General features: G+C 73.8%; 17 protein-coding genes. 8 read left to right on the top strand and 9 right to left on the bottom strand.

Translation table 11 applies throughout. The features are described from left to right. Nucleotides 1-111 precede the first annotated feature (111 nt). Nucleotides 112-1,446 (bottom strand): flavin-containing monooxygenase, encoded by a 1,335-nt coding sequence (locus ABT084_RS25250; protein WP_351048076.1) that lies wholly within the window; start codon nucleotides 1,444-1,446, stop codon nucleotides 112-114. 236 nt (nucleotides 1,447-1,682) lie between these two features. Here ABT084_RS25250 and ABT084_RS25255 point away from each other — a divergent pair, with 236 nt between their 5' ends. Together ABT084_RS25255 and ABT084_RS25260 are read left to right on the top strand one after the other, a co-directional pair. Beyond that, nucleotides 1,683-2,135 carry a DoxX family protein gene (locus tag ABT084_RS25255; RefSeq protein ID WP_351048079.1) on the top strand — a complete coding sequence of 151 codons (453 nt, stop codon included), beginning with the start codon at nucleotides 1,683-1,685 and terminating at the stop codon, nucleotides 2,133-2,135. A gap of 14 nt (nucleotides 2,136-2,149) precedes the next feature. Next, nucleotides 2,150-2,575, top strand: a complete 426-nt coding sequence (locus tag ABT084_RS25260; protein WP_351048082.1) for a Zn-ribbon domain-containing OB-fold protein — start codon at nucleotides 2,150-2,152, stop codon at nucleotides 2,573-2,575. Nucleotides 2,576-2,582: 7 nt separating this feature from the next. Here ABT084_RS25260 and ABT084_RS25265 read toward each other — a convergent pair whose 3' ends face one another. The 4 genes from ABT084_RS25265 to ABT084_RS25280 all read right to left on the bottom strand — a co-directional run bounded on the left by ABT084_RS25265 (nucleotide 2,583) and on the right by ABT084_RS25280 (nucleotide 5,618). After that, on the bottom strand, nucleotides 2,583-3,170 hold the full coding sequence (locus ABT084_RS25265; RefSeq protein ID WP_351048085.1) for a TetR/AcrR family transcriptional regulator: 588 nt from the start codon (nucleotides 3,168-3,170) through the stop codon (nucleotides 2,583-2,585). Then, a complete protein-coding gene (locus ABT084_RS25270; protein ID WP_351048088.1) occupies nucleotides 3,170-3,541 on the bottom strand; it encodes a DUF1304 domain-containing protein in 372 nt (123 codons plus the stop codon). Before ABT084_RS25270 ends, ABT084_RS25265 begins: the two co-directional genes overlap by 1 nt. 74 nt (nucleotides 3,542-3,615) lie before the next feature. After that, a complete protein-coding gene (locus tag ABT084_RS25275; protein ID WP_351048090.1) occupies nucleotides 3,616-4,284 on the bottom strand; it encodes a pyridoxine/pyridoxamine 5'-phosphate oxidase in 669 nt (222 codons plus the stop codon). A gap of 137 nt (nucleotides 4,285-4,421) precedes the next feature. Next, on the bottom strand, nucleotides 4,422-5,618 hold the full coding sequence (locus ABT084_RS25280) for a thiolase C-terminal domain-containing protein (protein ID WP_351048093.1): 1,197 nt from the start codon (nucleotides 5,616-5,618) through the stop codon (nucleotides 4,422-4,424). 123 nt (nucleotides 5,619-5,741) lie between these two features. Between ABT084_RS25280 and ABT084_RS25285 the strand changes: the two genes are divergently transcribed. The 3 genes from ABT084_RS25285 to ABT084_RS25295 are packed head-to-tail and all read left to right on the top strand — an operon-like array spanning nucleotide 5,742 to nucleotide 7,632. Next, complete coding sequence (locus ABT084_RS25285; RefSeq protein ID WP_351048096.1) at nucleotides 5,742-6,977, top strand: acyl-CoA dehydrogenase family protein; 1,236 nt, start codon at nucleotides 5,742-5,744, stop codon at nucleotides 6,975-6,977. Continuing rightward, complete coding sequence (locus ABT084_RS25290) at nucleotides 6,977-7,456, top strand: nitroreductase family deazaflavin-dependent oxidoreductase (RefSeq protein WP_351048099.1); 480 nt, start codon at nucleotides 6,977-6,979, stop codon at nucleotides 7,454-7,456. The genes ABT084_RS25285 and ABT084_RS25290 overlap by 1 nt, the downstream gene beginning before the upstream one ends. 41 nt (nucleotides 7,457-7,497) lie before the next feature. Then, nucleotides 7,498-7,632 (top strand): hypothetical protein, encoded by a 135-nt coding sequence (locus ABT084_RS25295; RefSeq protein ID WP_351048101.1) that lies wholly within the window; start codon nucleotides 7,498-7,500, stop codon nucleotides 7,630-7,632. Between the two features lie 33 nt (nucleotides 7,633-7,665). On the opposite strand, the gene ABT084_RS25300 is transcribed toward ABT084_RS25295, so the two are convergent. After that, nucleotides 7,666-8,313: a TetR family transcriptional regulator gene (locus ABT084_RS25300; protein ID WP_351048104.1), complete on the bottom strand. Its 648-nt coding sequence runs from the start codon at nucleotides 8,311-8,313 to the stop codon at nucleotides 7,666-7,668. Nucleotides 8,314-8,567: 254 nt separating this feature from the next. Here ABT084_RS25300 and kbpA point away from each other — a divergent pair, with 254 nt between their 5' ends. From kbpA to ABT084_RS25315, 3 genes are all read left to right on the top strand, one after another. Beyond that, nucleotides 8,568-9,356 carry an AfsK-binding protein KbpA gene (gene kbpA, locus ABT084_RS25305; RefSeq protein ID WP_351048106.1) on the top strand — a complete coding sequence of 263 codons (789 nt, stop codon included), beginning with the start codon at nucleotides 8,568-8,570 and terminating at the stop codon, nucleotides 9,354-9,356. Nucleotides 9,357-9,555: 199 nt separating this feature from the next. Beyond that, complete coding sequence (gene afsK / locus ABT084_RS25310) at nucleotides 9,556-12,048, top strand: protein serine/threonine kinase AfsK (RefSeq protein WP_502969166.1); 2,493 nt, start codon at nucleotides 9,556-9,558, stop codon at nucleotides 12,046-12,048. A gap of 68 nt (nucleotides 12,049-12,116) precedes the next feature. Beyond that, on the top strand, nucleotides 12,117-12,611 hold the full coding sequence (locus tag ABT084_RS25315) for a peptidylprolyl isomerase (RefSeq protein WP_351048111.1): 495 nt from the start codon (nucleotides 12,117-12,119) through the stop codon (nucleotides 12,609-12,611). Nucleotides 12,612-12,722: 111 nt separating this feature from the next. On the opposite strand, the gene ABT084_RS25320 is transcribed toward ABT084_RS25315, so the two are convergent. From ABT084_RS25320 to ABT084_RS25330, 3 genes are all read right to left on the bottom strand, one after another. Then, a complete protein-coding gene (locus ABT084_RS25320; protein ID WP_351048114.1) occupies nucleotides 12,723-13,286 on the bottom strand; it encodes a hypothetical protein in 564 nt (187 codons plus the stop codon). Nucleotides 13,287-13,373: 87 nt separating this feature from the next. Beyond that, nucleotides 13,374-13,679, bottom strand: a complete 306-nt coding sequence (locus ABT084_RS25325) for a putative quinol monooxygenase (RefSeq protein ID WP_351048117.1) — start codon at nucleotides 13,677-13,679, stop codon at nucleotides 13,374-13,376. Then, entirely contained in the window at nucleotides 13,676-14,275 is a 600-nt protein-coding gene (locus ABT084_RS25330) for an NADPH-dependent FMN reductase (RefSeq protein ID WP_351048120.1), read from the bottom strand. The genes ABT084_RS25325 and ABT084_RS25330 overlap by 4 nt, the downstream gene beginning before the upstream one ends. Nucleotides 14,276-14,316: the final 41 nt, after the last annotated feature.

The following is a 14,316-nucleotide window of genomic DNA, read 5'->3' on the forward strand; positions in this document are numbered from 1 at the left end:
TCAGGTTACTGAACTGACGGGCCGTCAGGAACAGGGCTGCGCAGGAAAGCTGGTGCGTGGGTTTGGTGAAGGCGCCCGGGGCCGCCCCGGGGCGCGGCTCAGGAGCGACGTTCAGGAGCGCGGCTCGGGAAGGCGCCGGGGGAGGGTTTTGGCTATCTTCTCGGCGTCCAGGGCCAGCTCTCGCAGCATTCCACTGATGGGATTCGTGAAACCGGTGAAATACAGCCCCGGGGCCGAATCCGGTGTGCGGGAGCCGCGCGCGAGCGGGCGGCCGCGCCCGTCGAGCACGCCGAGATGGCCGACCAGGCCTTCCAGGCCGCGGCGGTAGCCGGTGGCCGCGATCACCACGTCCGGGGCGATCCGGGAGCCGTCCGCGAGGACCACCTCGGCGCCGTCGAAGGACTCGACCGCGGCGACGGGTACGACCCTGCGCGCGCGGACCGCGGCGATCAGGCCGACGTCCTGCACCGGGATCGCGCCCTCGCGGACCCGGCTGTAGAGGCCGGTGGCGGGGCGGGGGAGCCCGTACGGCGACAGGTCCGGTACGGACGCCTTCGCGACGAGGGCGCCGAGCCGGTCCACCAGGCGTACGGGGAGGCGGCGGACCAGGATGCCGGTGCGCTGGGCGGGCCAGCCGGCGGTGGAGCGGCGGACGATGTGGGGGGCGGTGCGGACGGCGAGGCGGACGGTTTTGGCCCGGGTGGGGGTGAGGGCGGGGGTCTTGTCCTTGGTCCTGCTCATTGTCCCGCGCTTGGCCTTGCCGTGCCGGTCCTCGGTGAGGTCCACGGCGATCTCGGCGCCGGTGTTGCCCGCGCCGACGACGAGGACGTCGAGGCCCGCGTAGGGGGCGGCCGAGCGGTACTCGCTCGCGTGCAGCAGGCGCCCGGTGTACGTGTCCCGGCCCGGCCAGTCGGGGAGCGCCGGGGTGTGGTTGAAGCCGGTGGCGACGACCACGGCGGCGGCGGCCAGCTCGCGGCCGCCGGTGGCGTGGAGGGTCCAGCCGGGGGTGGGCCGGTCGGCGCGGGTGCGGCGGCGGGTGCTCGTGGCGGTGCCGGGGTCGCCATCGGTGCTGGTGCTGGTGCTGGTGCTGGTGTCGGTGGCGCGGTCGATGCGGGTGACCTCGACGCCGGTGATGATTTCCAGCTCGTGGTGCTCGGCGTACTTCTCCAGGTAGCGCACCACGTCGTCCCGCGAGAGCCAGCGTCCGAAGCGGCGCGGTATGCGCAGGCCGGGGAGGGCGGAGAGGCGGCGCGTGGTGTGCAGGTGGAGGCGGTCGTAGTGGCGCCGCCAGGAGTCACCGACCCGGTCCGACTTCTCGATCACCACGGCCCGGACGCCCCGGGCGCGCAGTGCGGCGGCGACGGCGAGGCCACCGGGCCCGGCGCCGATCACGTAGACGGGGCGGGGCTGGGTCGTCATGTCGGGCTGTGCGGGCACTCCAGGCATGAGGTGTGAGCGTATCGCCGGGTGGGGCCGGTGGGTCTCGGACGAGGAGGGAATCGGTTGCGGATCGGTCACGGAGGGTGGGTGGGGCGGTCGGCGGGACGCGGTCGCGGCCTTGCCGGGACGTGGCGGGGGCATTGCCGGGGCGCGGGCTGTGTGCGGGCTCTTGCGGGAAGGCGGCGCATCCGGTGAACTGACGTACCGTCAGATAGAGCCGGTTGAGGGTGGAGGGGTGCCGCATGCAGAGCGTCTGGCTCAGTGGGGCCGAATGGCTCGCCGTGCTTCGGATCGGCCTCGGCCTGTGGTGGCTGGAGAGCTGGCGGCACAAGGACAAGAAGGGCTGGTTCGAGCGCGGGACGGGCATCGCCTGGGCGGCGGACGTCGCGGGCAAGCACCGCTGGGGGTTCGTCCGGGGCGGCTTCGACGCGGTGGTGAAACCCCGGCCCAAGGTGATGGCGTACATCGTCGTCTACGCCGAACTCGCCCTGGGGCTGGGTCTGGTCGCCGGATTCCTGACGCCCGTCGCACTGATCGCGGGGCTGCTGCTGAACCTGCTGTACCTGGTACTGATGATCCACGACTGGGCGGAGCAGGGGCAGAACGCCATGATGGCGCTCATCTCGTTCGTCGCGCTGGTGACGATGAGCTGGCAGGTCTGGTCCTTCGACGCGGCGATCGGACTGTTCCTGTGAGCGAGGTGCGTGCGGTGAGTGCCGTCCGTTTCGATCTGCCCGAGCCCGACGCGTTCACGCGGCCCTACTGGGACGCGGCGGCCGACGGGCGGCTGCTGCTGCGGCACTGCGCCGACTGCGGCCGGACCCACCACTACCCGCGCGAGTTCTGCCCGCACTGCTGGGCGGGCGAGGAGCGGGTGACCTGGGAGCCCGCGAGCGGGCGGGCGACCCTCTACACCTGGTCCGTGGTGTACCGGAACGACCTGCCGCCCTTCGGCGCCCGGGTTCCGTACGTCGCCGCCGTCGTCGACCTCGCGGAGGGGCCCCGGATGATGACCGAGGTCATCGGCTGCGCGGCGGACGACCTGCGGATCGGGATGCCGCTGGAGGTTGCCTTCCGGGCGGAGGGGGAGGGGCCGGCGGCGGTCGCGGTGGCGGTGTTCCGGCCCGTGGCTTAAGCACGGCTCAAGCGCCCGGCCGGGGCGCGCCGTGGCGGTGGAGGACGATCAGGAGCCGCCACGCGTCGGTCGCCAGGGCCTCCGGGGGGCCGGTCAGCAGGCCGTGCACCCAGTCCGCGAGGACTCCGGTGAAGGTCGCCGCGACCGCGGAGGCGATCAGCTCGGGGGCGGCGCCGCCCGCAGCCGTACGTTCGGCCACGCTGCGCTCGCGCAGTTCCCGGTGCAGGGTGTCGCCGAGCGGGCCACCGCCTCCGGGGTGCAGCAGCGTGCGGTACAGGTCGGCGCGCACCTCCGTGGCCACGCTCGCGAAGAACGCGGTCAGGGCGGGCGGCGGGGCGGCCGGGTCGGGGGTCCCGCGCCAGGAGTGCAGCGCCTCGACCGCCTCCCGTACCGTCTCGGCGCACGCGTCCACGGCCAGGTCCGCGACGTCGGTGTAGTGCAGGTAGAACGTGGCCCGGGCGACCCCGGCCCGCCGGACCAGCATCGCCACCGAGATCTCCCGCAGCGGCCGCTCGGCGCACTCCGCGAGCAGTGCCTCGTGCAGCCGTTCCCGGGTCCGGGCGGTCCGGGGGTCCCCGGCGGGCCGCGGGCTCATCAGGCCGCCTGCCCGGCGACGAGGACGGCGGCCAGGGCGAGCGCGCCCGGGAGGGCCTGGGCGAGCAGGATGCGGCGGTTGGCGGTGAGGCCGCCGTACACCCCCGCGATGACCACGCAGGCGAGGAAGAAGACCTGCACCCGGTAGCCGGTGGGGTCGGCCGCGATCAGGCCCCAGACCAGGCCGGCGGCGAGGAAGCCGTTGTAGAGGCCCTGGTTGGCGGCCAGGGGGGCGGTCGCCTTGGCCATGGCGGCGTCGAAGCCGGACAGGCCGCGGCCCGGGGCCCGCTCCCACAGGAACATCTCCAGCACCAGGATGTAGGTGTGCAGCAGTGCGACGAGCCCGACGAGCACCTGCGCGGTGACGTGCATGATCCGTCCCCTTTCCATTTATGGACAGGTGTCCAGAGTAAATGGACAGCTGTCCACTGTCTACCGGGGTGGTATCAGGGCCAGAGCAGCTCGCGCGTCCAGTCCCCGGCGGCGGTGCGGCGGTACCGCAGCCGGACGTGGCGGCGCTCGGCGTCGCCCTGGAAGAACTCGACCTCGTCGGCTTCGAGCACGTACCGCGTCCAGGTCGGCGCCGGGGCGTCCGGCTCCGCCGCGGCCCGTGCCCACGCGTCGGCCGAGGCCCGCGCCAGCTCGTCCAGGGAGCCGAGCACCTCGCTCTGGTGCCCGGTGAGCGCGGCGGCGAGCGCGCCGCGGGAGCGTACGGAGAGGTCCGCGCGGCTCTCGGCGGCGCCTGCGGCGCTCACGCGGCCGCGGATGCGGATCTGGCGTGCGACGGCGGGCCAGTAGAAACCGAGGGCGGCCTCGGGGTGGGCCGCGAGCTGGCGGCCCTTGGCGCTGGTGGAGTGCGAGGCGAAGTGCCAGCCGGCGGGGTCGGCGTCGTGCAGCATCACGGTCCGCGCGTCGGGGCGGCCGTCGGTGTCGACGGTGGCCAGCGTCATGGTGTGCGGTTCCGGCTGCCCGGCCTTGGCGGCGGCCGTGAACCAGTCGTGGAAGAGGGGGAGGGGGGTGGTGGGGGCGGTGTCCGGGGCGAAGGCGGGGAGGGTGGGCGTGTCCCATACGCGGAGGGAGCGGAGGGTAGCGGTGAACTCTTCTTGGGTCGTCATGCGGATATGGAAGCAGGGGCGGGTGGGGGTGGGGGTGTCCCGTTGCTTCCCTCCGGGGGCGCCTCAAACGCCGGCGGGGCGGGAAGTGGCTCGCCTCGGGCGTCGGCGCGGGTGGGGCTGGGGCGGTGTCCTGGTGGTCAGCGGCCCAGGATGAGGGTGCCCGATGAGCAGAACCAGCCTCCTGTGCCCGATGCCAGGGCTATTTCCGGGAGGCGGTTGCCCGGTTTGTGGACCTGGCCCGGGCCCGCCTCGCCGCGTAGTTGGCGGACCGCTTCGACCAGGAGGAAGAGGCCGCGCATGCCGGGGTGGCAGGCGGAGAGGCCGCCGCCGTCGGTGTTGACCGGGAGTTCGCCGTCCCGCAGCAGGCGGCCCTTCTCCACGAAGGCACCGCCCTCGCCCTTCGCGCAGAAGCCCAGGTCCTCCAGCGTGACCAGGGTCATGTAGGTGAAGGCGTCGTAGATTTCGGCGACGTCGACGTCCGCCGGGGTCACCCCCGCGCGCTCGAAGGCCAGCCGCCCCGAGACCGCCGCCGGGGAGACCGTGAAGTCGTCCCACTCCGACATCGTGGTGTGCGAGACGGCCGTCCCGGTACCGAGGACCCACACCGGCGCCTTCGCCGTGTCCGGTACGAGGTCCTCCGCCACCAGCAGCACCGCGCAGCCGCCGTCCGAGCGGATGCAGCAGTGCAGCTTCGTGAAGGGGTCCGCGATCATGTCGCCGGCGAGCACCTCCTCGACGGTGATCGGGTCGCGGAACATCGCGTCCGGGTTGGTCGCGGCGTTCGCGCGGGCCTGGACGGCGACCGAGGCCAGTTGCTCCAGGGTGGTTCCGTACTCGTGCATGTGGCGCCGGGCCGCCATCGCGTACTTGGCGACCAGTGTGTGCCCGTACGGCACCTCGAACTGGAGGGGTCCGCGCGCACCGAAGGAGAGGTTCGAGGTGCGCCGCCGCGCCTTGATGTCGGCGCGGGCCGTGGATCCGTAGACGAGGAGTACGGCGTTCGCGTGGCCCGCGGCGATGGCGTCGGCGGCGTGGGCCGCCATGACCTCCCAGGTCGAGCCGCCGACCGAGGTGGAGTCCACCCAGGTGGGGCGCAGGCCCAGGTACTCGGCGACCTCGACCGGCGCCAGGATGCCGAGGCCGGCCGAGGCGAAGCCGTCGATCACCGAGCGGTCCAGCCCGGAGTCGGCCAGCGCGCGGCGGGCCGCCTGGGCGTGCAGGGCGTACGGGGTGGGGCCGTCCACCCGCCCGCAGTCCGAGAGGGCGACGCCGGCGACCGCGACCCTGCGGCGGGGCGCGGAGGTGGCTGCGGAGACAGCTAGGGGTCCGGGCATGGACTGACGGTACAACTGACGGCACGTCAGTTTCTAGTGGGTGCCGCGCGTGCCGCCCCTCTGGGCATCTGCCCTCCCCCGGCCTAATATGACGGCCCGTCAGATCTGGGGAGGAGCCCGACGATGGACGCCGCCTTCACCGCGGAGCAGGAAGAGATACGCCGCACCCTGCGCGAAATCCTGGGCAAACGCTGCGGTCCGGACGAGGTCAAGGCCGCCGTCCGCACCGACGCCGGATACGACCCGGAGCTGTGGCAGCAGCTCGCCCGGCAGCTCGGGCTGCCCGGGATCGCCGTCGCCGAGGAGTACGGGGGCGTCGGATGCGCCCCCGCCGACCTGGTCCTGGCCTGCGAGGAGACCGGGCGGGCGCTGCTGCCCTCGCCGCTGCTGGCCACCGCCGTGCTCGCCGCGCCGCTGGTCACCGCGCTGGGCAGCCCGGCCCAGCGGTCCGCCCTGCTGCCCGGCTTCGCCGCGGGCACGCTCACCGCCGCCCTCGCCGTGCCCGGCGCCGCGCTGTCCACCGCCCTCGGGCTCACCGGCGAGAACACCGCCGGCGAGTGGGCGGGCGGCGGCCGGGCCGGGGGAGTGCAGGCCCGCCGCCCCGAGGGGGAGGAGGGCTGGCGCCTGTACGGGGAAGCCGATCAGGTGCTCGACGGGCACAGCGCGGGCGTGCTGCTGGTCGCCGCCCACACGGGGGGCTTCGCGCGCAGCCGCGTCCTGCTGTTCCTCGTACGGCCGGACGCGCCCGGGCTCGTACGCTCGCGGCAAACCGCACTCGACGAGACCCGGCCGCAGGCCCGCGTCCAACTGCGCGACACTCCGGCCGAGTTGCTCTGCGAGGCGGCCGGGGAGGCGGGCGGCGAGGACGCGGACATCGCGGAGGCGCTGGCCGCCACCGGGCGCGGCGCGGCCGCGGTGCTCGCCGCCGAGGCGGTCGGCGCGGCCGCGCAGGCGCTCGCGCGCACCGTGGACTACGTGCGCCAGCGCGAGCAGTTCGGCCGGGCCGTCGGATCGTTCCAGGCGGTCAAGCACCGGCTGGCGGACCTGTACGTCCGGGTGCAGGCCGCCCGGTCGGCCGCCTACTACGCCGCCTGGGACCCGCAACAGGGCGGGCTCGCGCTCGCCCAGGCCCTGGAGGCGCTCCGGGTGACCGCGGGGGAGGCCATCCAGCTGCACGGCGGGATCGGCTTCACCTGGGAGCACGACGCCCACCTGTACTTCAAGCGCGCGGCGGCCGACGAGCTGCTCTTCGGGCCGGTCCACCGGCTGCGCGCGCACGCCGCCGACCGGGCGGGCCTCTTCACCCCGCGGGACACGGCACCGGGCCGGGCACCGCACGACGAAAGGGTGGCCGTCTGATGGCTCCGGCTCCCGGCGTCAAGCTGATGCAGAAGGTCTCCTCGACCCTGCTGTTCGCCAAGATCGCACCGCACTTCATCCCCGCCATGGACAAGGCGGTGCACAAACTGACCCGCGGCAAGGTGATCCTGAGCGCCCAGATGCTGCCCGGCGTGATCCTCACCGCGAAGGGCGCCAAGACGGGCGAGCCGCGCACCACCCCGCTCGCGTGCATGCCGGAGCAGGACGGGGCGAGCTGGGTCCTCATCGGGTCGAACTTCGGCCGCCCCGGCCATCCGGCCTGGACGGGGAACCTGATCAAACACCCGGACGCCGACGTCAGCTGGAAGGGCCAGGACATCGCCGTACGGGCCAGGCTGCTCCAGGGCGAGGAGCGCGCGGTGGCGTGGCAGGCGGCGCTGAAGTTCTGGCCGCCGTACGCGGCGTACCAGGCGCGCGTCGAGCGCGAGATCCGGCTGTTCCGGCTGGAGCGTCGCTGATCGGGCCGGAAGGGGCGGAAGGGCCGGAAGGGGCGGAAAGGGTGGAGTCGGCACCGCTGATCGTGGTGTCGGTGTCGGTGTCGGTGTCGGTGTCGGTGCCGGTGCCGGTGCCGGTGCCGGTACCAGTGCCGGTGCCGGTGTTCCTGCGGATGCCGGTGGTGGCACGCGCGCAATGACCGCCGGGGCGGCGGACCCCTGGGGGTCCGCCGTTACCGGGTGGGCTTCTTGCCGGTGATGCCGAGGTGGACGAGCAGCGCCAGGTTCGGCTTCAGCTCGGCCTGCTTCACGCCCCAGGTCTGGAACCCCTTCTGGTGCGAGGCCACCGCGGCGAGCATCGCGACCAGGGAACCGGCCATCGCGGCAGGGCTGACGTCCTTGTCGACCTTGCCCTTCGCCTGGAGCTCCTTCACCGATTCGGTGAGGGAGTTGGTGACCGAGTTCAGGATCTTCATGCGGATCTTGTAGAAGCGCTTGTCGCCCTCGGCCGCGCCGAGGTCGACGACCCGCAGGATCGCGTCGTTGCGCCGCCAGAAGTCCAGGAAGCCCTCGACGAGTTCCTCCGCGGCGGCCCAGCCGGCCTTGCCGACCCAGGCCCGGCCCTCGACGAGCGCGGTCAACTGCGCTCCTTCGTCGGCCATTTGCTCGGCGATCTCCAGGACGGCTCCCTCGACGTCCGGGAAGTACTGGTAGAAGGTCGCGGGCGAGGTGCCGGCCTTGCGGGCGACGTCGATCACCTTGACGTCGCGGTACGGCGAGGAGCTGAGCATCTCGCTGAGGCAGTCGAGCAGCTTCTGCCGCGTCGCCTGGCCGCGCCGACCGGCCACGCGGCCGTCGACGGTGCGTACTTGTCCTGTCATGCCGTCAGCTTACCGAGGGGTGATCGGCGCGCGATTCGGCCGCCTGCAAATGGGGTTACGGGGTACCTGGCCTGCGCCTACCGCGCCCGGTGGGCGGAATCCGGCCGCGCCCCTGCCGCGTCCCCCGAATAGTCTTGTCAACAGGCTGTGGACAAGATGCCGGGGGGATCATGGCCCGAAGGGCAGACTGCCGCATGTAGTGCGACACGCACGAGACCGTACGGCACCGCATGAAAACGGAAGGAAGAGGGCCCATGGCCGCATTCTCGGAGGGCACGCCCTGCTGGGTGGACGCCTCCCTTCCGGACGTCGAGGCGGGCAAGCGCTTCTACGGCGAACTCTTCGGGTGGACCTTCGGGGACAGCGCGGGCGCGCGCTACGGGCACTACACGCAGGCCTACCACCGGGGCCGCAACGTCGCCGCGCTCGCGCCGAAGCCCGACGGCCGCATGCCCACCGTCTGGGGCGTCTACCTCCACACCGCCGACGCCTACGCCGCCGCCGCCCGGATCCGCGCGGCGGGCGGCCAGCTGGTGACGGACCCGGTCCCCGTGGGCCCGTACGGCACGGCCGCGCTGGCCGCCGACCCCGGCGGCGCGGTCTTCGGGCTCTGGCAGCCCGGCACCCACGACGGCTTCGAGGTCCAGCAGGAGCCGTACACGTACTGCTGGAGCGAGCTGTACACGCGGGCCAAGGACGCCGTGGACGTCTTCTACGCGAACGTCTTCGGTTACGTCCCCCAGGACCAGGACGACGCGGGCACCGACTACCGCACCTGGTCCCCGCCCGGCAGCGTGCCCGGCCCGGCCACCGCCGTCATCGGGCGCAGCCTGATCACCGACGCCTTCCCGGAGGCCATGCCCGCGCACTTCCTGGTGTACTTCGCGGTCCCGGACTGCGACGAGGCGGCGCTGACCGTACGCCGTCTGGGTGGCCGGATCACCGCCGATCCCTTCGATACGCCGTACGGCCGGGTCGCGGTCGTCGCCGACAACCAGGGCGCCGTCTTCGCCCTCCTCGCGGAGTCGGGGACAGGGGCCTGACGCGAGCCCGGCGCGAAATGTGACGCAGCCGCTGCCGGAGCCTCGGCGGAGCCAGGGTCCGGACCCGGCGCGGGCCTGACAGAATCGGGTGTGCGCGACCCTCGGGCGGTGTCCGGGAGTGAGACGCTGCACGGGGCCGGCGGGGACGCCGGCGGATACGGGCCGTCGAAGGTCCGTACGGGGAGGTGTGAGGCGAGTGGTGGAGCAGCTGACGCAGCACGACCCGAGACGGATCGGCCCCTTCGAGGTGCTGGGACGGCTCGGCGCCGGCGGCATGGGGCTGGTCTATCTCGCACGGTCGGCGTCCGGACGCAGGGTCGCGATCAAGACGGTGCGCACCGAACTCGCCGAGGACCAGCTCTTCCGGGTGCGTTTCACCCGCGAGGTCGAGGCCGCGCGGGCCGTGTCCGGTTTCTACACCGCGGCCGTGGTCGACGCCGACCCGCGGGCCGCCGTGCCGTGGCTGGCCACCGCCTACGTACCGGCGCCCTCCTTGGAGGAGATCGTCAACGAGTGCGGGCCGATGCCCGCCCAGGCCGTCCGGTGGCTCGCCGCCGGGATCGCCGAGGCGCTCCAGTCCATCCACGGGGCGGGCCTGGTCCACCGCGACCTGAAGCCGTCCAACGTGCTGGTGGTCGAGGACGGGCCGCGCGTGATCGACTTCGGCATCGCCAGCGGGGTCTCGAACACCCGCCTGACCATGACGAACGTCGCCGTCGGCACCCCCGCCTACATGTCGCCCGAGCAGGCCAAGGACTCGCGGAGCGTCAAGGGCGCCAGCGACGTCTTCTCGCTCGGGTCCACCCTGGTCTTCGCCGCCACCGGCCATCCGCCGTACCACGGCGCCAATCCGGTCGAGACGGTCTTCATGCTGCTGCGCGAGGGCCCGAACCTGGACGGGCTGCCGGACGAGCTGCGGCCGCTGATCGACTCGTGCATGCAGATGGACGCGCTGAACCGGCCGACCCCGGCCGACCTCCAGGCGCAGCTGGCCCCGCACCTCTTCGCGGTGGGCGAGGTCGGCGACGACAGCGGTACGGCCTCGGCCTGGCTGCCCACGCGGGCGGTGGCGATGATCGAGACCCGGCGGGCGGTGGGGCACCGGACGCCCGGCTCGGGTGCGAACGCCGCGCGGCCGGGTGCGGGCGCGGCCGCGGGCGGCGGTGCGGTGGCGGGCGCGCGGGACGCCTCGGGCCGCAGCGCCGGTACGCACCAGCGCCGGCCCACCCCGCCGCGCGGTTCCGACCCCTGGGCCGATCCCCGGACCGGGCAGGCGCCGCCGCGGCCGCAGCATCCGCCGATGGCGCCGCTGCCGGGCGAGCCGGTGCGCCTGGGCGGTTCCCCGGTACCGATCGGGCCCGGGCCGCGGGTGTCCGTCGCGGCGCTCGCCGGGCCGTCCGGCGCCTTGGCCCCGGCGGCCTCCGACTCGGCGACGGGCTGGGTCCGGCCGCCGAGCGGCTCCGCGGCCTCGTCCGCCGTGTCCGTACCGCCCTCCAGGCCGTCCTCCGGCGGGCTCCCGGACACCGCCGGGGTGCCGCGGCCGGGCGCGGCCCCGGACAGCGGCCGCTGGCGGCCGTGGCGCTTCCGCATGTCCAACGAGGTCTGGGGCACCCCGACCGTCGCGGGCGAGCTGCTGTACGTCACCTCCTTCGAGGTGCACGCCCTGGACGTGGCGAGCGGCCGCCGCCAGTTCAAGACCCGGGACGTCGCCTGGTCCATGGCCGTCTCGGACGGCCGCATCCACGCCTCCGACGGCCCTTCCCTCTACGCGCTGGACGCCACCGAGGGCTCCGAGCGCTGGCGGCTGTCCACCGACTCCTGGGTGTACGCGCTGCGCGCCGACCGGGGCACCGTGATCACCGCCACGCGCGGGGGCGGCGTACAGGCCTGGGAGGCCGCCAACGGCCAGAAGCTGTGGGAGCTGACCGGCGCCCAGACCGACTTCGAGACCCCGGAGGCGGCCCCGGCGCTGCACGACGGCACGGTGTACGTCTGGCAGGACGCGCGGCTGCGCGCGCTGGACGCCCGTACCGGCCGTGAGGCCTGGTCGTACCCCGTGGGCGACGCGGCGTCCTGCGGGAACGTCCCCGTCCGGGTCACCCCGGCCGCCGACGGCAACGTGTACGTCGCGGCCGGTTCCCGGGTGCTGTCGGTGGACCGCGCCTCGGGCCGGGTCCGCTGGCACTTCGAGGCCCCCGCGGTCTTCATGGCCCCGCCCGCCTTCGCGCCGGGGCCCGCGGTGACGGGCGGCGGGGTGTACCTGGTGGACTACCTGGGCACCGTGTACGCGCTCGACGCCACCAGCGGCGCGGACCGCTGGCGGATCGCCACCGAGCCGCGCCAGTCCCCGGACCCGGTGATCGTCGCCCACGGCAACGTCCACCTGGGCGCGGGCAGCGCGCTCTACACCCTGGATGCGGTCACCGGCACCCCGAAGTGGCGCTTCGCGGCGGGCGGCGAGATCACCGGCTCCCCGGCGGTCGCGGACGGCCGGGTGCACTTCGGTTCGGCGGACCACTGCCTGTACACGCTGGACGCGGCGGGCGGTCAGCTGCGCTGGAAGCTGGCCACCGGCGGGGAGATCACCGGCTCGCCGGTGGCGGAGGCGGGCGTGGTGTACGCGTGCAGCAAGGACCGGTGCGTGTACGCCCTGGACGCGGCGAAGGGGACGGGTACGCGAACGGGCGGCTGACCTGCACGGGTGAGCCACTGCGGCCCCGCCGGGTCGCGCGGCGCACCGGGAGTGACAGGATGGACCCCATGAGCAACGTTTACTTCGACATCAACATCAACGGCGAGGCCGCCGGCCGCATCGTCTTCAACCTCTTCGACGAGGTCGTCCCGAAGACCACGAAGAACTTCCGCGAGCTGGCCACCGGCGAGCACGGCTACGGCTACGCGGGCTCGGGCTTCCACCGCGTCATCCCGCAGTTCATGCTCCAGGGCGGTGACTTCACCCGTGGTGACGGCACCGGCGGCAAGAGCATCTACGGCGAGAAGTTCGAGGACGAGAACTTCAAGCTGAAGCACGACCGCCCGTTCCTGCTGTCGATGGCGAACGCCGGCCGCAACACCAACGGCTCGCAGTTCTTCATCACGACGGTCCTCACCCCGTGGCTCGACGGCAAGCACGTCGTCTTCGGCGAGGTCGTCGAGGGCTCCGAGCTGGTCCAGAAGATCGAGTCCCTGGGCTCCCAGTCCGGCGCCACCCGCGCCAAGATCGAGATCGCCGCGTCCGGCGTCGTCGAGAAGTAAGCAGTCCCCCGGGGCGCACCACGCCCCAGGCACGCCGGCCCCGCCCCCTCAGGGAGCGGGGCCGCCGCCATGTCCGGACGGGGGACGCGGCGGCACGCCCTCGTGGCGGGGTCAGTGGCCGTTGCCCGGTGGGGGTGGGGGCCAGGGGGTGTTCGGGTGGGTCGGGGGCGGGTATTCGGCCGGTGCGGTGGGGGTGTCGTACCGCGGCGGGGGTTCGTCGGCCGGGGGGCGGCGGTCGTGGCGGGGGCGGCGGCGGGGGCGGCCGCGCATGATCGCCGCGGCCAGGATCAGGAGGGCGCCGCCGCCGAAGGCGCCGGCCACGCCCGGGCCGAGGCCCTCGCCGTCGCCGCCGACCGTGAGGCTGCCCCCGGCCTGGCCCTGGCGGACCATCCACAGGACCGTGAAGCCGATGACCAGTACCCCGGCCACCGCCATCAGGACGCGTGAGCGCAGCACGATCGCGATCAGGGTGAGCAGGGCCGCCACGAGGAACGGCAGCAGGAGCGAGGTCATGACCCCGGACTTGCCCGTGGTGTCGATGCCGGAGCCGGAGAAGAGGTCGCCGAGGCGGTAGTCGCGCCCGTGCCTGCCGTCGTACCAGGCGCGGAAGGGGCTCCAGACGGCTGCCGTCGCTCCGATGAGGCCCAGCAGGGAACCGATTGCGTTGCGGATCAAGGTCCGGCCCTCCGGAGAGTGGGATCTTGGGCCCGACGCTACGCCCGGCACCCGCCCCCCGCATGCGGGCGAACCGCCCCGGCGGCGTCAGCCCGCGCCGAAGACCCGTACGTCCGGCGGCCCGTCGAGCAGCCCGGCCGAGCGGGCCAGGGCCGCCGCCAGGTGGGGGGAGGCCAGGTGGGCCTCCCAGGAGACCGCGTCCGCCCACTCCTCCACCACGACCCAGGTGCCCGGGGCGAGCGGGTCCTCGTACGGGCGGTACGAGCGGTTGCCCGGCTCGCTCCGGGTGGGGGCGACGAGCGCGAGCGCCTGGTCCCGGACCGCCGCCTCCCGGCCGGGCAGGGCCCGCAGGCGGGCCAGCGCGGTCACCCCCGGCGCCCCCGTGGCGGTCATCGGGCCGCCGCCATCTTCTGCTTCAGCGCGGTCAGCAGGTCGCGCAGCAGGGCGATGCTGGTCTCGTCGGTCAGGTTGCCGTGTGCGTCGAAGCGCTCGTACGACCGGAAGAGGTGGACCTCGGGCTTCACGACCACGTCGCTGTCCGTCCACACGAACGACTGGCGCAGGGCGAGCTGCGCGCGCACCGTGCCGAAGTTCGTCGGCGCCGCGCCCATGATCGCGACCGGCTTGCGCAGCAGCGGCAGGCCTTCCTCGCGCGTCCAGTCGGTGCTGACCCAGTCCAGCGCGTTCTTCAGGGTGCCGGGGACCGAGTAGTTGAACTCGGGCGTCGCGATCAGCAGGCCGTCCGCCTCCGTGATCCGGCGGCGGAGGTCGGCGACGACGGCCGGGCGGTCGGCCGGGGTGTCGAGGTCCTGGTCGTAGGGCGGGATCTCGCGCAGGCCGTCGTAGATCTCGAGGGCCAGGCCGCCCGGCTGGTGCTTGCGGGCGGCCCGCAGCAGCGCCGTGTTGTGCGAATCGGCGCGCAGGCTGCCGGAGATGGCGAGGACCTTGAACTCGGCCGCGTGCTCGGTGGTGTGCTCCGTGGTGGTCATGGCGAGGACACTAAACCGTTCAGTTCAGTCTGGCAACTACA

The sequence above is a fragment of the Streptomyces sp. NPDC002138 genome (genome assembly GCF_040296485.1).
Lineage (GTDB): Bacteria > Actinomycetota > Actinomycetes > Streptomycetales > Streptomycetaceae > Streptomyces.